This is a genomic window from Maribacter aurantiacus (genome assembly GCF_005780245.1).
GTDB classification, from domain to species: domain Bacteria; phylum Bacteroidota; class Bacteroidia; order Flavobacteriales; family Flavobacteriaceae; genus Maribacter; species Maribacter flavus.
Window position 1 is genome coordinate 128,937 of record NZ_VBUK01000005.1, and the last position, 19,383, is coordinate 148,319.

18 protein-coding genes are annotated in these 19,383 nt (G+C 41.9%); 10 read left to right on the plus strand and 8 right to left on the minus strand.

The window, feature by feature from the left end; genetic code table 11:
• The first annotated feature begins 16 nt into the window (after positions 1–16).
• From FEK29_RS10395 to FEK29_RS10410, 4 genes are read left to right on the plus strand one after another with little or no spacing between them, the layout of a single operon-like run.
• Positions 17–280, plus strand: coding sequence for a DUF4834 family protein (locus FEK29_RS10395; protein WP_138258371.1), 264 nt, complete (start codon positions 17–19; stop codon positions 278–280).
• A gap of 28 nt (positions 281–308) precedes the next feature.
• The gene (locus tag FEK29_RS10400; protein ID WP_138258372.1) at positions 309–2,747 is read left to right on the plus strand and encodes a YfhO family protein; all 2,439 of its coding nucleotides are present in this window, start codon (positions 309–311) and stop codon (positions 2,745–2,747) included.
• Positions 2,744–4,015, plus strand: coding sequence for a glycosyltransferase family 4 protein (locus FEK29_RS10405; protein WP_138258373.1), 1,272 nt, complete (start codon positions 2,744–2,746; stop codon positions 4,013–4,015). Before FEK29_RS10400 ends, FEK29_RS10405 begins: the two co-directional genes overlap by 4 nt.
• A gap of 1 nt (position 4,016) precedes the next feature.
• Complete coding sequence (locus FEK29_RS10410; RefSeq protein ID WP_138258374.1) at positions 4,017–5,474, plus strand: oligosaccharide flippase family protein; 1,458 nt, start codon at positions 4,017–4,019, stop codon at positions 5,472–5,474.
• 1 nt (position 5,475) lies between these two features.
• Here FEK29_RS10410 and FEK29_RS10415 read toward each other — a convergent pair whose 3' ends face one another.
• From FEK29_RS10415 to uvrA, 3 genes are all read right to left on the minus strand, one after another.
• Positions 5,476–6,570, minus strand: a complete 1,095-nt coding sequence (locus FEK29_RS10415; protein ID WP_317129178.1) for an AI-2E family transporter — start codon at positions 6,568–6,570, stop codon at positions 5,476–5,478.
• Positions 6,571–6,717: 147 nt separating this feature from the next.
• On the minus strand, positions 6,718–7,917 hold the full coding sequence (locus FEK29_RS10420; RefSeq protein ID WP_138258375.1) for a hypothetical protein: 1,200 nt from the start codon (positions 7,915–7,917) through the stop codon (positions 6,718–6,720).
• A gap of 149 nt (positions 7,918–8,066) precedes the next feature.
• Positions 8,067–10,844 (minus strand): excinuclease ABC subunit UvrA, encoded by a 2,778-nt coding sequence (gene uvrA / locus FEK29_RS10425; RefSeq protein WP_138258376.1) that lies wholly within the window; start codon positions 10,842–10,844, stop codon positions 8,067–8,069.
• Positions 10,845–11,087: 243 nt separating this feature from the next.
• On the opposite strand from uvrA, the gene FEK29_RS10430 reads away from it, so the two are divergent.
• From FEK29_RS10430 to FEK29_RS10435, 3 genes are all read left to right on the plus strand, one after another.
• Positions 11,088–11,669 (plus strand): RNA polymerase sigma factor, encoded by a 582-nt coding sequence (locus FEK29_RS10430; protein ID WP_138258377.1) that lies wholly within the window; start codon positions 11,088–11,090, stop codon positions 11,667–11,669.
• Between the two features lie 73 nt (positions 11,670–11,742).
• Entirely contained in the window at positions 11,743–11,886 is a 144-nt protein-coding gene (locus tag FEK29_RS18055) for a hypothetical protein (RefSeq protein ID WP_162850214.1), read from the plus strand.
• Between the two features lie 327 nt (positions 11,887–12,213).
• A complete protein-coding gene (locus FEK29_RS10435; protein WP_138258378.1) occupies positions 12,214–12,795 on the plus strand; it encodes an RNA polymerase sigma factor in 582 nt (193 codons plus the stop codon).
• Between the two features lie 227 nt (positions 12,796–13,022).
• On the opposite strand, the gene FEK29_RS10440 is transcribed toward FEK29_RS10435, so the two are convergent.
• Entirely contained in the window at positions 13,023–13,685 is a 663-nt protein-coding gene (locus FEK29_RS10440) for an endonuclease III domain-containing protein (RefSeq protein WP_138258379.1), read from the minus strand.
• Between the two features lie 52 nt (positions 13,686–13,737).
• Between FEK29_RS10440 and bcp the strand changes: the two genes are divergently transcribed.
• The gene (gene bcp, locus FEK29_RS10445) at positions 13,738–14,190 is read left to right on the plus strand and encodes a thioredoxin-dependent thiol peroxidase (RefSeq protein ID WP_138258380.1); all 453 of its coding nucleotides are present in this window, start codon (positions 13,738–13,740) and stop codon (positions 14,188–14,190) included.
• A 20-nt stretch (positions 14,191–14,210) separates the two neighbouring features.
• Here the strand turns inward: bcp and FEK29_RS10450 are convergent, their stop codons facing one another.
• A complete protein-coding gene (locus tag FEK29_RS10450; RefSeq protein WP_138258381.1) occupies positions 14,211–15,689 on the minus strand; it encodes a nucleotidyl transferase family protein in 1,479 nt (492 codons plus the stop codon).
• 165 nt (positions 15,690–15,854) lie between these two features.
• Between FEK29_RS10450 and FEK29_RS10455 the strand changes: the two genes are divergently transcribed.
• Both FEK29_RS10455 and FEK29_RS10460 read left to right on the plus strand, forming a co-directional pair.
• Positions 15,855–16,631 (plus strand): MBL fold metallo-hydrolase, encoded by a 777-nt coding sequence (locus tag FEK29_RS10455; RefSeq protein WP_138258382.1) that lies wholly within the window; start codon positions 15,855–15,857, stop codon positions 16,629–16,631.
• 3 nt (positions 16,632–16,634) lie between these two features.
• Entirely contained in the window at positions 16,635–17,129 is a 495-nt protein-coding gene (locus FEK29_RS10460; protein WP_138258383.1) for a hydrolase, read from the plus strand.
• Here FEK29_RS10460 and FEK29_RS10465 read toward each other — a convergent pair.
• Genes FEK29_RS10465 through FEK29_RS10475 form a run of 3 tightly spaced genes read right to left on the minus strand, consistent with a single transcriptional unit; the run spans position 17,126 to position 19,376 of the window.
• Positions 17,126–17,785 (minus strand): alpha/beta hydrolase, encoded by a 660-nt coding sequence (locus tag FEK29_RS10465; protein ID WP_138258384.1) that lies wholly within the window; start codon positions 17,783–17,785, stop codon positions 17,126–17,128. The genes FEK29_RS10460 and FEK29_RS10465 overlap by 4 nt on opposite strands.
• Before the next feature lie 3 nt (positions 17,786–17,788).
• Positions 17,789–18,115, minus strand: coding sequence for a hypothetical protein (locus FEK29_RS10470; RefSeq protein ID WP_138258385.1), 327 nt, complete (start codon positions 18,113–18,115; stop codon positions 17,789–17,791).
• Between the two features lies 1 nt (position 18,116).
• Positions 18,117–19,376, minus strand: coding sequence for a dihydroorotase (locus FEK29_RS10475; RefSeq protein WP_138258386.1), 1,260 nt, complete (start codon positions 19,374–19,376; stop codon positions 18,117–18,119).
• Positions 19,377–19,383 lie beyond the last annotated feature (7 nt).

Here is a 19,383-nt window from a genome sequence, read left to right on the forward strand (position 1 = left end):
GTAGCAATCCAAATAAATGGCATTTTTAAAAACTATATTGGTAATTCTCTTGGTGTACTACCTGCTGAAAATTTTGGCAAGGATGTTCGCGCCGAAAATATTGAATTACGCGGCCAAAAAGACCGAATCACATTTTAGGAAGACCTTTGAAGGATTCCAGCCAGAATCCAATCAGCAAGAGGAGCAAGTAGGTGACGTTATCATCAAAAAAAAGTCGGCCAAGAAAAGGAGCAATTCCGAAAAAGTTGGGGAATATATCGATTTTGAAGAAATAGACTAGTTATCTTTGTCTAACCAACCACCGGAACATGAAGAAAGGTCTAAAATTCTTTATTACCCATTTTTTTGTCACCGTATTCCTTATCATCGCCGCACTGGCCTACTTTCATCCAGTACTTCAGGGAAAGGTAATTTTTCAGAATGACATTGCCCAGTACACGGGCATGGCCAAAGAACAAAACGATTTCAGGAAAAGAACGGAAACAGAGCCTTACTGGACCAACAGTGCTTTTGGGGGCATGCCCACGTATCAGTTGGGGGCAAACTATCCCCACAATTATGTCAAGGAATTGGATCGGGCCATCCGATTTTTACCAAGGCCCGCAGATTATCTATTTCTTTATTTTATCGGATTTTATATTCTTCTCTGTTGTTTGAAGGTAGATTATAAACTGGCCATTGTAGGGGCTTTGGCCTTTGGCTTTTCGAGCTATTTGATCATCATCATTGGAGCGGGGCACAATGCAAAGGCCCATGCATTGGGATATTTGCCCATTCTTTTGGCGGGCATCGTGTTGGTTTTCAGAAAGAAATACCTATCCGGATTTTTAGTGGCGGCCTTGGGAATGGCACTCGAAATTGTGGCCAACCACTACCAAATGACCTATTATTTCATGTTGCTGGTACTGGTTTTGGGGATAGCGTATTTGGTCGATGCCATCAAACGAAAGGAATTAAAGCACTATGTTATCTCGGTTGGAATTTTGGTAGCGGCTGTCGCATTGGGTATTGCCGCAAATGCCACAAGCCTTCTGGCCACGAAGGAATATGCAGATTGGAGTACCAGGGGCAAAAGTGAACTGACCATTAATCCTGATGGTTCCCCAAAGGCGAGCACGGATGGATTGAGCAAGGAGTACATCACGCAATGGAGTTATGGAATTACGGAATCCTTAAACTTGTTCGTTCCCCGGCTATTTGGTGGGGCAAGTCAGGAAAACCTAGGTGAGGACTCAAAATCCTTCAACTATTTGATAGACAAAGGACTGCCCAGGTCCAGTGCCTTGGATTTTGTTAGCGGACTACCTCTTTATTGGGGAGAACAACCCGGGACATCCGGTCCTGCCTACATTGGGGCCATTATATTTTTCCTGTTTATTTTGGGATTGTTCTTGGTCAAGGGAAAACATAAGTGGTGGTTGTTGTTTGGGGTGTTGATGTCATTGATGCTTTCCTGGGGAAAGAATTTCAGCGGACTCACAAACTTCATGATCGATTATTTTCCACTGTACGATAAGTTCAGGGCGGTTTCCTCCATCCAGGTCGTATTGGAATTATGTGCGCCCCTCTTGGCCATCTTGGCCTTGAAAAAGATATTTTCACCTAAAGTCCCTCCCTCGGATAAGTTGAATTCCTTAAAATATGCCGGAGCGGTAGTTTTGACTCTAGGAGTCTTGTTGTTCCTTGTCAAGGGAATGTTCGATTTTACGGGGCCTTCGGACGAACGGTTGCGCATGACCGGTTTAGAGGAACTTCCTGAAATGTTGCGACTGGACCGTAAGGCCGTGTACACGAACGATCTTATTCGGTCATTGATTTACGTGTTGATAACCGTTAGCTTGGTCTGGTTGTATCTCAAGGGGAAACTCAAGGAAAATTGGGTCGTATTGGGAATCGGAATGCTCGTGGTATTTGATTTGGTAGGGGTGAACCTTAGGTATGTGAACGCCGATAATTTTGTGGCCAAACGAAGGATGCTTGAGCCATTTCAGGCTACGGAAGCGGATAAGCTGATTATGGAAGACGATGGGGTATATAGGGTTTTTGATCAGACCGATGGTTTTGATTCGGCAAAAACGGCCTATTTCCATCAAAGTATTACCGGTTACCATGCGGCCAAACCTGCAGGCATGCAGGATTTGTATGAGTTCCATATCTACAAAGGGAATCTTTCCGTATTCAATATGCTGAACGTTAAATATGTGATTCGGCAAGACCAGGAAGGCAACATATTCCCCATTCAAAATCCGGATGCCAATGGAAATGCTTGGTTTGTTAGTAAGCTGAAGCCCGTAGAATCCGCCAACGAAGAGATACTCGCTTTGGATAGTCTGGATACCAAGAACGTTGCCGTTTTTAATTCCGAAAAAATAAGGAATATCAATCGTCAAGGTTTTCAAGTGGATTCCACCGCCACGATTCAATTGACGGACTATGAGCCCAATCACCTGACCTACAGTTCCAACAATCCAAATGCGGGTGTTGCGGTTTTTAGTGAAATGTACTACCCAGAAGGTTGGAACGCCTATTTGGATGGACAACGAACCGACCATTTTAAGGTAAACTATGTTTTAAGGGCGATGCGTGTTCCCGAGGGAAAACATACCATTGAATTCAAGTTTGAGCCGGAAGTCGTAGAACAAGGTAGCACGATTGCCTTGGCAAGTACCATTCTCCTTGGTTTGGTGCTTTTGGGTGGCATTGGATATTCTTTTTGGAGAACCAAAAAAGGAGAAACTTCCAAATGAAACGCGTTTTGGTCATCACGTATTACTGGCCCCCGGCAGGCGGCCCCGGAGTACAACGATGGTTAAAGTTTGTAACCTATTTTCGGGATTTTGGTGTGGAGCCGGTGGTTTACATTCCCAAAAATCCACATTATCCTTTAAAGGATGCCTCTTTGCTTGATGAGGTTCCAAAGGATATCAAAATCATTGAAAATACAATTTTTGAACCCTACGGACTTTCAAAATTGATATCCGGCAGGAAGACCAAACGAATAAGTTCCGGTGTCATTTCCGAGAAGAATCAGTCCGTATTGGAACGGGTCATGCTTTGGATACGGGGAAATCTTTTTATTCCCGATGCCCGAAAATTTTGGGTGAATCCGTCCGTTAAATTATTGGGTCCTATTTTGAAGGAGGAAGGGATAGAAACCATCATTACTACCGGACCCCCGCACAGTGTACATCTTATCGGACTTAAATTAAAGGAGCAATTGGGGCTGCAATGGATAGCCGACTTTAGAGATCCTTGGACCACTATTGGATATCACAAAAAACTGAAGCTAACGACATCGGCACAAAAAAAGCATAAGGAACTTGAGCGAAAGGTCTTGAATACTGCCGATAAAATCGTGGTCACGAGCAAGACCACGAAGCAAGAATTCCAGGGCCTTACCCCAAAACCCATCAAAGTAATCACCAATGGTTATGACATGGGGGAAAGAAAGCCCGTTACCTTGGATGAAAAGTATACCATAGCCCATATTGGATCTATGCTTACCAAACGAAACCCATGTAAATTATGGAAGGTGTTGGGTGAATTGGTGCGCGAAAATCCGGAGTTAAAAGAATCCCTACAATTAAATTTTGTGGGCGTCGTGGGGCAGGACATCCTGGATTCCCTGAACGAATTCGGTTTAAATAGATATGTTACCATCATGGGATATGTACCCCATGAGGAGGCGGTTTTATATCAGCTGAAATCACAAGTATTATTATTGGTGGAAATCGATTCCGAGGAAACAAAAGGAATCATTCCTGGAAAATTCTTTGAATATGTACGTTCAGGAAGGCCTATTTTGGGTATTGGGCCTGAAAATTGGGAAGTAGCGGAAATGATAACGGAAACGGCATCGGGCGAGGTTTTTAACCACACCCAGGAGACGGAGCTTAAGAAGGTACTTTTAAACTGGTTTCAGCAGTTTCAGAATAATTCATTAAAATCATCGGCTACGAATATTGAGCGCTACAGCAGGCGTGAACTAACGAGGCAATTGGCAGATTATATTTAGCATGGGCATCGTACTAAAACAATCCTTGAGCAATACCATGGTTACCTACCTTGGATTTGCCATTGGTGCGGTAAATACGCTATTTCTATATACCAATATTATGCAGCCGGAACATTATGGTCTGGTTCAATTGATTTTGTCCGTATCCGGGGTTCTTATGCCTATCTTGGCCTTTGGAGTGCCCAATAGCCTTGTAAAGTTTTACAGTAGTTTTAATACCGAAAAGGAGCAGGACCAATTTTTGGGCATGATGCTTTTTCTACCGTTGCTCTTTATCGTTCCTATAGGTGTAATCAGTTTTTTTGCCAATGAGGCCATTGGGAAATTGCTATCAAATGAAAACCCGGTTGTGCGGGACTATGTTTGGCAAATATTCCTGATCGGAATTTCCATGGCCTATTTTGAGGTTTTCTACGCATGGGCCAGAATCCGGATGAAGTCGATTTTTGGAAATTTCATGAAAGAGATTTTTTGTAGGATAGGGCAGAGCCTTTTACTGGTTCTCCTTTGGTTGCAGGTACTGGATGTGCCCCAATTCATCAATGCCTTGGTGGGGTTTTACATTTTGAGAGTGGCTATCATGAAGTTGTATGCGTACCGACTTCGGTTTCCAAAATTGGCCGCTGTACTACCTTCCAATTGGCGGGAAATCCTTCAATACAGTGCCTTGATAATCTTGGGAGGGTCTACCGCCATTGTACTTATGGAGGTGGACAAGGTCATGCTCAACAATTACTTGCCCATTGAAAACGTGGCCTTTTATGCCGTTGCAGGCTTTATGGCTACCGTAATTGCCGTACCCAGTAGGGCGATGCATCAAATAACCTACCCCATGACGGCCGAATATATCAACGCCAATGATATGAAGTCGCTTGGAGAATTGTATCGGAAAAGCTCCCTGACCTTATTCATAGTTTCATCCTTGCTGCTGATTTTAATACTGCTGAATTTACAGGATTTGTACAAACTTTTGCCATCGGATTATAGTGAGGGATATATCATTGTGTTTTGGATAGGTTTGGTAAAAGTCTATGATTCCTTGTTGGGCAACAATAACTCTATATTGTTCAATTCCAAATACTATACATCTGTGTTGTTTTTTGGTGTTTTATTGGCCATTTTGGCGATAGGTTTCAATCTTTGGTTGATACCAAAATTTGGGCTGCAGGGAGCTGCCATTGCCAGTTTTTCGGCGTTTTTTATTTACAACTCATTGAAGTTGTACTACGTGAAAACCAAGTTTGGTCTTCAGCCTTTCACAAAGGAAACTTTAAAAGTCCTTTTGTTGGTACTAGGGTTAGCGCTTGTTTTTTCCGCGATACCGTTTTCATTTCACCCCATCTTAAATATAGGGGTCAAAAGTATTTTAATTTCGGTGGTTTATTTATTGATACTTTATAAATTCCGAATTTCAGAGGATATCCATGCCGTTTTGCATAGATACTTGCGTAGAAAATAATTTATATTTGACGTGATTCTTCCGATTTTCGTAAACCGTACTGCTCTTTATAAACTTTAAGCAAAACTAAAAATAGGTTTACAATTAAGGGACCAAAAATTAGTCCTACAAATCCAAAAAGGGGTATCCCCAGAAGTACACCAATAAGGGTTATCAATGGATGGATGCTATCCAATTTTTGAAGTAACAAAAGCCGAATAAGGTTGTCAGTAGAACCTACCACGACCATTCCGTAAATAAAAATTCCCCACGCCTGAAAGTCGTTTCCACTGGCCAGACTCAAAACGAATACCGGAAAAATCCCGACAAAGGTCCCAATAAAAGGTATCATGGATCCTATGGTGACGATTACGAACCAAAACCACGGATTATCAATGTCGAAAATAAAAAAGCCTATAAGAGCGATAATTCCTTGTGCAATTGCTACCAAAGGTATTGCTATTGCGTTGGAACGGACCACCTTGTCTATTTCATTTCCCAGGGTAACCAATGTTTTATTGCTCAACGGAATATATTCCATTAAGGAATCCCTCATTTCCTTTGGACCTATGAGCATGTAATATAAGATGATCAAAAGTACCCCAATGGAAACAACTATGTTAAGGGTGCCACTTGCAAAGCCCGAAAAGTTGTCAGTAACCCACCCCGATGCCTGTTGCGGGTCAATGGCATTTGAAATATCATAACCCAAATGCTTTTCCAATACGAAGACTTGTTCCTTAAAAGCACTGATAACTTGTTCCGATTTATCGGCCAAGTTACCAATTTTAAATCCTAGCATATAAATGGCACCGGATAATGGGATGCAGATGCCAATGGTGGCCAAAGTAATCAGAATAATTGCGGACCACCTTTTTCCCAATCGGGTCTTTTGGAGTCTTTTCATCCATTTTCTTAGGATGACATACAACGTAAGTGCTCCCAAAACCCCCGAAATATAGGGTAACATGGAGTCGAATATGAGCCAGCCAAAAAAAAGAATCAATATTAGCAGTAATAATTGCCGGATCAACTTTGGATGTATTTTTTTCAATCTACTTATGGAATTAGGTTTTTGGGAAGCTACCAGGTTTTGATCAAATAGATTGATGCACATGGTGAAATATGTAGTCTAATTGCAATTTGTATCAAATTAAATTGGATTAAAATATGTCAAAGAAATTCCTATCAGCAAAAAAAAGCCCTGCAGCAAACGAATTTGCTACAGGGCTAAACAACTAACCAACCTAAAAACTATCTTTAATTATTCATAATTCCTTCGAGAAGCTGATCTTGAATTGCTACTTCTGGTAGTACCTCGGGACGGTGCTTTATTCACCGACCTTGTAGATCTGCTTACCGTGCTCCTATCGTTAGAAGGAGTTTTGGAAACGGTCCTTTTAACGGTTCTCTGGGTTACTTTTCCACGATCGCTACCACGGTTCACCGTACTTCTTTTGACAGGTGCATTATAGGTAGTGGTACTTCTTTTAACCGTAGTACTTCTTGGGGTTCTGGTTACTTCCCTAGTGGATACTACTTTTCTTTTTTCGTTACCTCTGACCGTATTGTTACTACCTCGGTTTACCGTTGTGGCACTGCTTCTGTTCACGGTAGACGACCTTCTAACGGTATTGTCATAATTTCGTCCGTTGTTTCTTGAAGCTACACTTCTACCAGATTTAAAATCATCACTTCTTCTAGCCGTATTGGTATTGGAACGGACGCTGTTATTGTTTCTATAGGTCACGCCCTTATTACCTCTGTAGGAGTTCTCCCTAACCGCCACTCTATTGTCATTTCTATAAATGCTGGCCCGCTCGCGCCTTACTTGATTGTACCTGTGCTCCCTACCGATCTCTACATAAGCCCTACGGGTGTTGAATCTGTAAGGTCTGTAATAGGTGTATCTAATTGGCGTGTAGAACCTTCTGTAAGGTCTGTTGAAAACCAAGGCGAATCCTATGGCCGGTCTTACGAAAAATCCATGGAATGGTCGGTATACATAATGTCTGTTATAGATGTTTATGAATCCGGTATGGTAATCGTAAAATCCCCTGTTATCATAGAAAACGAACATCCCACCAACGCTGCGTACCCTATTGTTTCTATATCTAATATCCACGTCGCCTATTTGGGTAACCCTACCATAAAAGTCGTAATAAATAGGAACGTTTTCCACTTGAATCACCGCACCGTAATCATCATACTGTGCGTAAGGGCTATAATCATATCCTGAGTTGAAGGTTATTCCATTTCTTCTTCCAGTAACATAATCCTCAATGTAGAAATCGAACTCCCCATCTGGATATACTGAAAACGTAATGCCATTTTCAACAAAAATAAATGAGTTGTTGTACCTATAAGCATTGCGCGTTGCAACCTTATCTTCTACTGTACTTTTGGCCAAGACACCTGTAGTGCCCAAAATTACCGCCGCAAAAAGGAGTACAAAATTTTTCATGATATAAGGTTTTAAATTCTAAGTGCAACTATTTGCACTCGCCTGATATAAAACAAACAGCGTGCCAAAAATTTATCAATCCATGTAAAGTATTGATAAACAGAATATTAAAAAATAATTAACTCCCCTAAATTTCTATTCTAAAGGGATTATAGCTTTACCTGAAGATATTTCGCCGTAAAAGATTTGGAGTTTTTTGCCACTTCCTCAGGGGTGCCCTCTGCCAAAAGATATCCCCCGTTTTCGCCGCCACCGGGACCTAGGTCGATTATATAATCGGCACATTTGATAAGGTCAATGTTATGCTCAATTACTACAATTGAGTGTCCTTTCTTTATCAAGGCGTTGAAGGATTTCAAAAGTTTTTGGATGTCGTGAAAATGGAGTCCGGTCGTTGGTTCGTCAAATATAAAAAGTGCCTTGTCCTTTGTAGCACCTTTTACCAAAAAGCTAGCCAATTTGATACGTTGTGCCTCACCACCGGATAGGGTAGAGGAGGATTGCCCTAAGGTTACATAGCCCAAGCCCACATCCTGTAAAGGTTTAAGTTTGGCAACAATCTTATTTTGTAACCCAATTTCAAAAAAAGCGATGGCATCGTCAATGGTCATATTGAGAACATCATCAATATTCCTATCGTTGAAGGTGACCTCCAATACGTCCTTTTTAAACCGTTTTCCGTTGCAGGTATCGCATTCCAGATGAACATCGGCCATGAACTGCATCTCTACAGTGATTTCACCTTCTCCCTTGCACTTTTCGCATCGGCCACCATCCACATTAAAGGAAAAGTGTTTCGCTTGATAATTCCTGATTTTGCTCAGTTTTTGGCCCGCATAGAGGTTCCGTATTTCATCATAGGCCTTTATATAGGTAACCGGATTGGAGCGGGAGGAGCGTCCTATGGGGTTCTGGTCCACGAACTCCACATGTTTTATGTGCTTATATTTACCCTTTACGGAACTGAACTGGCCGGCCTTTTCACCATAACCTCCCGTTTCTTTGAGAATGATGGGATACAACAGTTTTTTTACCAAGGTGCTCTTTCCACTGCCCGATACCCCCGTAACCACGGTAAGCATATCCAAGGGAAAGGTCACGTTGATATTTTTAAGGTTATTGGCTCTGCACCCAATAATTTCTATATGGTTTTTGGAAGTCCTTCTTTCGATGGGGACCTTTATTTCTTTGGTACCGTTCAAATAACTGGCAGTTAGGGAGGTGGAATTTAGGATATCCTCCATGGTGCCTTGGGCTACGATGTTTCCGCCATGGGTACCGGCTTCCGGGCCAATATCTATTACCTCGTCTGCAGCTTTCATGATATCTTCGTCATGTTCCACAACGATGACCGTATTGCCCAAATCCCTTAGTGACAGCAATACTTCGATCAGGTTTTCCGTATCCTTGGGGTGAAGCCCAATACTGGGTTCATCCAAAATGTACATGGAACCTACCAGACTACTCCCCAAGGAAGTGGCCAGATTTATCCGCTGGCTCTCCCCACCGGATAAGGTATTGGACTTTCTATTCAGGGTTAGGTAATTAAGTCCTACTTTGTCCAAGAACCCCAAACGAGTATTGATTTCCTTTAAAAGCCTGTCGGCTATTTTGGCATCATGTTGAGAAAGTTCCAAATCGCTAAAAAATGGTATCAACCGCTCAATGGGCAGTCCCACCAAATCCGAAATGGACTTGCCGCCAATTTTTACATATTCCGTCTCCGGTCTAAGTCTTTTCCCATTGCAAACATTGCATTTTGTCTTGCCGCGGTACCGGGAAAGCATCACCCTATTCTGGATTTTATAACTTTTTTCCTCTAGTGTTTCAAAGAATTTATGAAGGCCGATGAAATGCTTGTTCCCGTCCCAGACCAATTTTTGTTGTTCTTCCGATAGTTCAAACCAGGGTTTGTGAATGGGAAAATCGAATTTATAGGCACTGTTCACCAACTGATCGCGGTACCAGCCCATGCTTTCGCCCCGCCATGGAAAAACGGCATTCTCATAAATGGAAAGGGCCGTATTGGGTATTACGAGGTCTTCATCGATACCGATGACATCGCCATACCCTTCACATTTAGGACAGGCCCCATAGGGATTGTTGAAACTGAAAAGATGTACGTTCGGTTCTAGAAATGTCATGCCGTCCAGTTCAAACTTATTGCTGAATAGGCGTTGGTTGGAATTTTCCATCTCTTCAATGATACACTGCCCTTTCCCTTCAAAAAAAGCATTGTCCACGGCATTAGCCAATCGGTTATAAAAATCTTCATCGTCCTTGGTTATGATTCGATCTACCACTAGGTCAAATTCCTTACCAATATCGGCAGGTGCCTGATCTATTCGAATTACCTTGCCTTGGTATTTTATACGGGCATATCCTTGCTTGGAAAATAACTGGAGCGATTTTACAGAATTCCTGTCCTCCCTAATTTTTATGGGGGCCAAGAGCAATAATTTTGTATCGGTTTCAAAGTTCTTAACGTATTCAATAACATCGGATACGGTATTCTTCTTTACCTCATTACCTGATATGGGCGAAAAGGTTTTCCCAATTCGGGCGTAGAGCAGCTTTATGTAATCGTAAATTTCGGTAGTAGTGCCAACGGTCGATCGTGGATTCGTTGAGTTTACCTTTTGCTCAATGGCTATGGCTGGGGCAATGCCTTTTATATAATCGACTTTGGGTTTGTCCAATTTCCCAAGGAATTGCCTAGCGTAGGAGGAAAGGCTTTCTACATACCTTCGTTGCCCCTCGGCAAAAAGTGTATCGAAGGCCAAGCTCGACTTACCAGAACCCGATAAGCCTGTTATAACTACCAATTTGTTCCTGGGAATTACAACATCGACATTCTTAAGATTGTGCAATTTAGCACCCTTTATAATTATGTTTTTTTTAGGGTCAACCTGGGATAGTGTAGTCATAGCATTCAATAAAATTGCAAAGATACACTATGGAGTTTAGCTAAAAATCCAAATGCCACAAATCTCATTTCATCGAGTAGTTTTTCACATTTTTTTTGGAGTATTTATTTTTTTATATATTTGAACTTCAATAAAAAAGAAGTGCCTATAGCCTAAAATTACTTTTGAAGTTAAAAATAATGTAAAAATCCGCTTGCCCCATGGGCTTTCGGACCCCCAATTTAACCCACAAAAGTAAGGCTTATGTTACAGGAACTTGAAGATTCCCATTTGGTTAAGGATTACATGAACGGTAACGAAAGGGCCATTGAGGTTCTAATCAACCGTCACAACGCACGTTTGACAGGTTTCATCTATTCCAAAGTAGGGGATCGGGAACTCACCGAAGATATTTTTCAGGATACCTTTATGAAAGTCATACGCACACTCAAGCGAGGTGCTTATAATGAAGAAGGTAAATTTTTGCCTTGGGTAATGCGTATTGCCCACAATCTAATTATAGACCATTTTAGAAAAAGCAATAGAATGCCCATGTGCGATGGAACGGATTCGTTCAACATTTTTTCGTTGATGGGTGACGAAAAATTAAATGCCGAAAAGCAATTGATCAAGGAGCAGATCGATACGGATCTGTTAAGAATGATAAAGGAACTTCCCGAGGACCAACAACAAGTTTTGCATATGCGTCTATTTAAGGATATGAGTTTTAAGGAAATTTCTGAAAATACGGGTGTAAGTATCAACACGGCTCTGGGCAGGATGCGCTACGCGTTGATCAACCTTAGGAAGCTTGTAGAAGCCAATAGTATAGTTTTAACGAATTAATTGGTAACAGGTCGAGTGGATCTACTATATTGGTTCCGTTGGCGTTTTTTAGATGTAACCAAAACGGAAGAATATGGAAAAAATTTACCAGACTACAGAAAACACTTCTAAAAAAGTATCCGCGAAACCTGAAACGATCAAGTTTTTACTGGATTATTCAAAATCACTCAATATAACGGAAGCCAAAGGCATACAATTTGAAAGTAATTTGAACTAGTTATATTTTCTACTATACTACAGGAACCCCGGGAAAGCATTTCCCGGGGTTTTGTGTTTTATCGATTAAGGTACTACTAGCGGAGGTTTACCACATCCAGGTATTTACATAGCCTTTTTTAAATGGCGTAAGTAACTATTAAAATGTGTATTTATTGTACAGAAAATAAGTTTCCATGTTTTCACATCAGAAAAAGGCGGTTTTACAACATACTTTTTCCTACAGGGTGTGATTTATCTAGTTTTATATCAGAATTGAACGACTAATTACAATTAATTAATAACCAAATCAGGATCCCCACCCTGTCACCTAATGAAAGTAACTAATATGGAATTACAGATTGAAGATTCAGAACTAGTAAGAGATTATATCAGCGGCGATGAGAAAGCATTGGAAATCCTTATCCACAGACATAATCAACGTATTACAAGCTTTATTTATTCCAAAGTATTGGATAGGGATATAACCGAGGATATTTTCCAGGATACCTTTATCAAGGTTATCAAAACCCTTAAAAAAGGAAACTACAGTGAAGAGGGCAAGTTCCTACCTTGGGTAATGAGAATTGCGCATAACCTTATTATAGACCACTTTAGGAAAAATAAAAGGATGCCAATGTTTGAGGGGAATGAGGATTTCAATATCTTTTCTGTAATAGGTGATGACAAATTGAATGCCGAAAAGCAGTTGATCAAAGATCAAATTGATACGGATTTAAGGGAACTGATCGAAGAATTACCGGATGATCAAAAAGAAGTTTTGATTATGCGTATCTACAAGGATATGAGCTTCAAGGAAATTTCCGAAAACACTGGGGTTAGTATCAATACGGCACTGGGGAGAATGCGATATGCCCTGATCAACATTAGAAAAATAATCGAAAAACACAATATCGTTCTAACGAATTAATCCTACTCAAGAATAGCTGAACAATATTTCCATTTTAGTTGCGTTAAATTAATGTAACAACAATGGAAATATGGAAAAAATCTACTCTAATTATCAGGAAAGAACTGAGTTTAAAAAAGTTTGCCCAAAAACGATCAACTTTTTGTTGAGTTTTTCAAAGGCTTTGTACGATGTAAAATACAAGGACTTGGAGTTCGAAACTTATTTAAACTAGAATACTGACCCGCTTAGCGGGTCTTTTTTTTATGTAAGTATTCATCGATTACGGATTTCCTTCCAATCGTTTTGGTGATGATATCCTTCTCAAGATCCCAACCTCTAGCTGGCGAGTAATCCCTGCCGTACCAAATGATCTGTAGATGTAGGTCGTTCCATAATGGCTTGGGAAACAACCTTTTGGCGTCCTTTTCAGTTTGCACGACATTTTTTCCGTTTGAAAAGCCCCATCGGTACATCAACCTATGGATGTGCGTATCTACTGGAAATGCTGGTATACCAAATGCCTGTGAAACCACCACACTGGCGGTTTTGTGACCTACGGCCGGAAGTTCTTCCAATAATTCGATTTCCTTAGGAACCTCCCCGTTGTATTTTTCAATCAAGATTTTTGACAGTCCATGTATTCCTTTGGATTTCATGGGTGACAGCCCAACGGGTTTAATGATTTCCCTAATTTCCTCCACCCTCAGTTTTACCATGTCAAAAGGATTGTCCGCTTTTTCAAAGAGTAGGGGGGTAATTTGATTGACCCTAACATCCGTACTTTGGGCGGACATGAGGACCGCGATCAAAAGGGTGTACGGATCCTTATGTTCCAGAGGAACGGGAATGGTGGGATATAGTTCCTGTAATTTTGAAATAGCGAAAGATACCTTTTCTACCTTCGTCATTTTTGTTTAATTTTATAAAAATAATATTGAACAAAATATAAGATAATTGACTATGAAAACACTAAAGGAAGGGGATAAGGTCCCCCAATTTTCAGCCAAAGATCAAGACGGCAATACTATTAATTTATCCGATTATAGCGGAAAGAAATTGATTGTTTTTTTCTATCCCAAGGCAAATACCCCGGGCTGTACTGCCGAAGCATGTAACTTAAGGGATAATTACAAAGCACTTCAAGGTGCTGGTTATGACTTGCTTGGTGTTAGTGCCGACTCCCAGAAACAACAATCTAACTTTAAGAACAAGTATGATTTTCCATTTCCGCTCCTGGCCGATGAGGACCACACGGTCCTGAAAATATTTGGGGTGTGGGGTCCAAAAAAATTTATGGGACGGGAATATGACGGTATTCACAGAAAGACGTTTGTAATCAATGAGGAAGGTACAGTGACCAAGGTTATCGACAAGGTAAAGACCAAAGACCACGCCGCCCAGTTATTGGACTAAAAAAACCCCCGTATAGGGGGTTATTTTTTTTCTATTTCCTTTTCAATTTCTTCCGGTTTCGAAAGTTCTTTTTTATTGAATAGGTTTTTTTCCTTGATGATTTCTGCAATACCTTCTGGCAGCATTTTTTCCCATCCGTCTTCACCGTTCATGATTTTTCTCAGTACGTCCCTAGAGAAAATATCCATGATATCCGGTTCATAGTCTATAATGTCCATGACCTTACCGTTATACTTGAAGAATTTGTAAAGCTCCTTCATCCTTGGATGCACCTTTACATTGTTGCTGGTCATGACCTGGCCGGTATCCGGGTTTTTCATTGGATACAGATACACCTGTAAATCTTTAAAGAATAATTTTCCAAAGGCCTCCAAAATACCACCGCTCAAGTGGCGATAGTACTTTTCATCAAAAATATCGACAAGATTGTTGACTCCCATAGTAAGTCCGATCCTATTCTTGGTGTAATTGTTGAAATACTCTACCAGTCTGTAGTATTCCTGAAACTTGGAAATCATAACGAAATGCCCAAGGGAGCATAGTAGTTCCGCACGGTCCATAAAATCTTCCTCGTCAATTTCTCCGGATGCTTTTAGGTTCGACAACGTGATTTCAAAGATTACAATACTGTTTTCTTGATCAACCTGTGGATCTCTAACAAAAATATCATAGGACTTATGGAACATGTCCATATTCACTTTGGTAACCGGTCTAAAACTACCTCTAAGGGCTAAAATATTCTTTTTGTAAAGTACTGCGGCAGGCAAAAGGTTGTTTCCGTCCGGACCGAACATTACCGCGTCGGTCATATCGTTTCTGATCAGTTGAAGACTCATCAATCGGTTGTCAACATCCTTGAAATTGGGCCCTGAAAAATTGATCATGTCAATTTCCAAGGTGTCCTTGTCTATATGATCATATAGATATTTCAACATTTTCTTGGGCTTGTGGTACTTGTAAAAAGCACCATAGATCAAGTTAACTCCCAAGATACCTAAGGTCTCTTGTTGCAGCCTGGCCTCGTTTTGTTTAAATCGTACGTGCAGGACTATTTCGTCGTATTCTTTCTGTTTGGGGTCCAATTGATATCGGATACCTACCCAACCATGTCCCTTATAACGTTTTGAGAAATCTATGGTGGCAACGGTATTGGCATAGGAAAAGAAAACCCTGTTGGGGTGTTTTTCCCGGCTGATTCGTTCCTCCATCAACTGCATCTCATATTTGATCATGGTTTTCAGCCTGGCCTGCGTTACATAGCGGCCGTCTTCCTCCACTCCATAAATGGCATCGCTAAAATCCTTGTCATAGGCACTCATGGCCTTGGCAATGGTACCAGAGGCCCCGCCCGACCTAAAGAAATGACGAGCTGTTTCTTGTCCGGCCCCAATCTCGGCAAACGTGCCGTAGATATCGGGATTTAGGTTGATTCTTAAAGTTTTGGCTTTGATCGAGGGTATATTCTCGAAAACACTTTCTCTCTTTAAAACTGAGGCCATTCCTATAAATTGTTTCAACAAAGTTATGAAGAAAGGGCAACCTAACGGCGAAACCAATCAAAAAAATGCGGCTTCCCATTAAATTACGTAGGGGCCTATCGCTTTGCCGTAAGCTTATTCCTATTTGGGCCGCTATTTCTTAAATAAGGATTACATTTGGTGAATATGGATGAAGGCCTTAAAGTTACTTTTCTAGGAACGGGAACTTCCCAAGGTGTACCCGTCATTGGTAGTGAACACCCGGTGTGTTTGAGCGAGGATTCCAGGGACAAAAGACTTCGGGTGTCCGTCTTGCTTTCTTGGGGAGGCTATAACTATGTGATTGATTGCGGACCGGATTTTAGACAACAAATGTTGGTCAATAAGGTTAAAAAACTGGACGGGATCCTGTTTACCCACGAGCATTCGGACCACACGGCGGGCATCGATGATATTCGGCCTTATTTCTTTAGGCAAGGGGATATTCCCATATTCGCCCATAAACGGGTGGTGAAATCCTTAAAAAGACGCTTCGATTATATTTTTCAGGATAAGGACAGATATCCGGGGGCACCTTCCGTGGCAATCAATTTGGTGGAAAAGGATACCGATTTTGAGATAGGGGACCGTCGCGTCACGCCCATTCAGGTAATGCACAACAGGCTAAAGGTTTTTGGCTATCGCATAGGTGGTTTTACCTATTTGACCGATGTAAAATCAGTTGCCGAGGAGGAACTTGAAAAGATAGTGGGCACCAAGGTATTGGTGGTCAACGCCTTGCGCATAGAGCCACACCATTCCCATTTTAACTTGGAAGAAGCGCTGGACTTTGTGAAAAAGGTGAAACCACAGCGCGCCTATTTTACCCACATAAGCCATTTGTTGGGTTTTCATGCCGAAGTTGAAAAGAGTCTTCCTAAAAATGTACATTTGGCCTACGATAATCTCACTATTGCGATATAAACCATGAAGAAGAACATTTATTTGTACCTGTTTATTTTTTCCGCCCTGATCTGTCTATATCTCGCGGTTAGAGGCAGTAAAATGTCCGTAGTGAATACGGCCAGGATACAAAGCTTGGAGGGCAAGGTTGAAAACCTTAAGGATTCCCTGCAACAAAGTGAATTGCGTGCTTTGGAAATGCAATATTTTTCCTTGGAGAACAATGACGATGCCCTGGCCTATTACGACCATTTGGAATTGGAAAATCCTACGCGTTATATTTCCGATAAATTACTGGAAACCAACGAATCCCAGGGGGATAATCCGCTGGTACCTTATGAGGGTATGCAAAACGATTTTAAGATCAACAAAATCAAGGTGCTGAACCACAAATGGATTTTGGCCGATTTTTCAGATGGAATGTATTGGGGCGAAATCCTGATTCGCTATGAGCTAAAGGACGATCTGGGCGTCGATTTTACCCTTATAGACCAATTATTATACACCCGAAGCAACTAGCGGTTTGCTTCCAGCCACTTTTTAAAGGCATAGAAATTCTGCGGTGCCACCCCGTGTCCCACAGGAAACTCCTCAAATACATGGGAAACTCCCAATTTGTCTAGAAGTAGCGGAGCCTTTTGCGCCCATTCAATAGGGATCACTTGGTCCACCTGTCCGTGCGAGGCATAGATTTTTAAAGAATCGAATTTATTTTTGGTGTATCCTTCTTTTAGAATCCGCTCGTTGATATAGCCGCTTAGCGCGACCACTCTTTTGATTTTTTCGGGATAGGAGAGGGCAACGGCATAGCTAAGGATGGTACCTTGACTAAATCCCAGAAGGGTTACATCCGCTTCATCCAAATGATAGGCAGTACAGGCCTCATCGATAAACGTGCGGATTTTGTCCCGGGATTCAATCGCCTGCGCATCGTCGCTCCATTTTCCCTGTTCGTTGTCAAAATGAATGGCGTACCAAGCATAGCCAAAAGGTTGAAGGGTATAGGGCGCCCTCACTGAAATGATGCAATACTCGTTGGGCAATTCGTCCGCAAAGGAATAAAGGTCTTCTTCATTGCTGCCGTAACCGTGCAACATAAACAGTACGGGGGATTTTCCCTGCTTTATGGAGGAAGGTTTTATGATGTGTTCCAAGGATAAGGGGGCCGTCGTCATGTACTATTGAATAAAGGTGAACCATTTTTGAAAATAGGTCCCAATGATGGGGACAAGTTGCTTTTTGTTGTTCAGGGCACCCAAAAACCCATAAAACCAAAGGGCCAGATAACAAATATAAAGTCCGTAAAGGCCGTACTGATTGTACCAAACACTGGAAAAAAGCGCAAAGGCATGGAACAACAGGTGTATCCCAAAAGCCTGCCGTATATGGAACCTGGCAAATTCATGTTTGGGCTCCACGTTCATGGTAATGGCGATAAGGGCCCCAATGAGGGTCAAATAGGAAATGATGGCCGTGTTTTTTCCGGCTACTGCATTTGCTGCCATACTACTCGTTTAATTGGACTTGGTTGTTGGCAATGGTTCCCAGCACTTTTCCCTTCAGGGTATGGCCCAGAAAAAGACTGTTCTTTGAACTGCTTTCTATATGGGATTCCGTAAAGGTATATTCCTTCGTTGGGTCAAAAAGCGTCAGATTGGCCTTGGCACCTTCTTTTAGTTCCAGATTTTCGATTCCGAAGGCTTCCCTGCCCCGGGTTAGGATGTCAATGGTTTCCTCGATTGAAAAAAGCTGGTTCAAGGCCCCAAAACTGCTTTCAAGTCCTGTAGTACCGTAATCGGCATTGTCAAATTCCACCTTTTTCAGTTCTATGTTCAAGGGGCTATGGTCACAGGTCACAAAATCGATGGTGCCATTTTTAACCGCTTTAAGGAGTTCCTTGGAGTCCTTGGAAGTGCGTAACGGCGGAAGGACCTTGTAGTTCGTGTCAAAATCTTCCAACGCGTCGTCCGTATGGAACAGGTTATGAACGGCCACGCTGCAGGTTACCTGTAGCCCTTTTTTCTTGGCCGCTGCCACCAGTTTTACGGAATCTGTGGTACTTAGGGTAGGGATGTGCAGTTTGCCGCCGGTATATTCAAGGATGAACAGGTCCCTGGAAACCTGAAGTTCTTCGGCCAAGGCGGGTATGCCCTTTAATCCCAGTTTGGTACTTACGACCCCTTCGTTTACGATGCCCTTTCCGGCTATATGGGTGTCCAGCGGAAAGCTTATTACCATACCGTCAAAATTTTGTGCGTACTGCAGGGCGATTTTCAACAGGTTTGGGTTGGAAACGGCATGCTTGAAATCGTAGAAGCCCACGGCCCCTGCGTTCTTCATATCGTACAGTTCTGCCAAGGCCTCCCCTTTGCCACCAACGGTGAGGTTTCCCAAGGGGTGCAGCTTGGTCAAATGCCCCTTGCCCGCGTTTTTTAGAAAGACGATATCGGAACTACTATCCGGCAGCGGAAAACTGTTAGGATTTAGCACGATGTCCGTAAATCCGCTCTTGGCGGCCGTATCTAGCCCGTTTTCAATGGTTTCCCTTTCCTCATAGCCCGGTTCGCCAAAGCTTATCCCGGTATCCATCCATCCTACGGAAACATGTAAATTGGGGAATTCAATGATTTTTGTCTTCGCCGGCGCATCGATGGAGGTGGCAATCTTTTCTATAAGGCCGTTCTTGATTAATATATCCCTCTTCTTAAGGTGGTTTTCCTTGGTTGCCCCATTTACAATCTTTACCGATTTTAGAAGTATGTTCATCTAAGCC

Bases quoted from the DNA above. Each gene is read 5' to 3' on its own strand.
- FEK29_RS10440 (WP_138258379.1), bottom strand. From the start codon at position 13,685: ATGACGAAGGTAGAAAAGGTATCTTTCGCTATTTCAAAATTACAGGAA.
- FEK29_RS10410 (WP_138258374.1), top strand. From the start codon at position 4,017: ATGGGCATCGTACTAAAACAATCCTTGAGCAATACCATGGTTACCTAC.
- FEK29_RS10395 (WP_138258371.1), top strand. From the start codon at position 17: ATGGCATTTTTAAAAACTATATTGGTAATTCTCTTGGTGTACTACCTG.
- FEK29_RS10470 (WP_138258385.1), bottom strand. From the start codon at position 18,115: ATGGCAGCAAATGCAGTAGCCGGAAAAAACACGGCCATCATTTCCTAT.
- FEK29_RS10450 (WP_138258381.1), bottom strand. From the start codon at position 15,689: ATGGCCTCAGTTTTAAAGAGAGAAAGTGTTTTCGAGAATATACCCTCG.
- FEK29_RS18055 (WP_162850214.1), top strand. From the start codon at position 11,743: ATGGAAAAAATTTACCAGACTACAGAAAACACTTCTAAAAAAGTATCC.
- FEK29_RS10455 (WP_138258382.1), top strand. From the start codon at position 15,855: ATGGATGAAGGCCTTAAAGTTACTTTTCTAGGAACGGGAACTTCCCAA.
- FEK29_RS10475 (WP_138258386.1), bottom strand. From the start codon at position 19,376: ATGAACATACTTCTAAAATCGGTAAAGATTGTAAATGGGGCAACCAAG.
- FEK29_RS10415 (WP_317129178.1), bottom strand. From the start codon at position 6,570: ATGTGCATCAATCTATTTGATCAAAACCTGGTAGCTTCCCAAAAACCT.
- FEK29_RS10465 (WP_138258384.1), bottom strand. From the start codon at position 17,785: ATGACGACGGCCCCCTTATCCTTGGAACACATCATAAAACCTTCCTCC.
- FEK29_RS10405 (WP_138258373.1), top strand. From the start codon at position 2,744: ATGAAACGCGTTTTGGTCATCACGTATTACTGGCCCCCGGCAGGCGGC.
- FEK29_RS10460 (WP_138258383.1), top strand. From the start codon at position 16,635: ATGAAGAAGAACATTTATTTGTACCTGTTTATTTTTTCCGCCCTGATC.
- FEK29_RS10420 (WP_138258375.1), bottom strand. From the start codon at position 7,917: ATGAAAAATTTTGTACTCCTTTTTGCGGCGGTAATTTTGGGCACTACA.
- uvrA (WP_138258376.1), bottom strand. From the start codon at position 10,844: ATGACTACACTATCCCAGGTTGACCCTAAAAAAAACATAATTATAAAG.
- FEK29_RS10400 (WP_138258372.1), top strand. From the start codon at position 309: ATGAAGAAAGGTCTAAAATTCTTTATTACCCATTTTTTTGTCACCGTA.
- FEK29_RS10430 (WP_138258377.1), top strand. From the start codon at position 11,088: ATGTTACAGGAACTTGAAGATTCCCATTTGGTTAAGGATTACATGAAC.
- FEK29_RS10435 (WP_138258378.1), top strand. From the start codon at position 12,214: ATGGAATTACAGATTGAAGATTCAGAACTAGTAAGAGATTATATCAGC.
- bcp (WP_138258380.1), top strand. From the start codon at position 13,738: ATGAAAACACTAAAGGAAGGGGATAAGGTCCCCCAATTTTCAGCCAAA.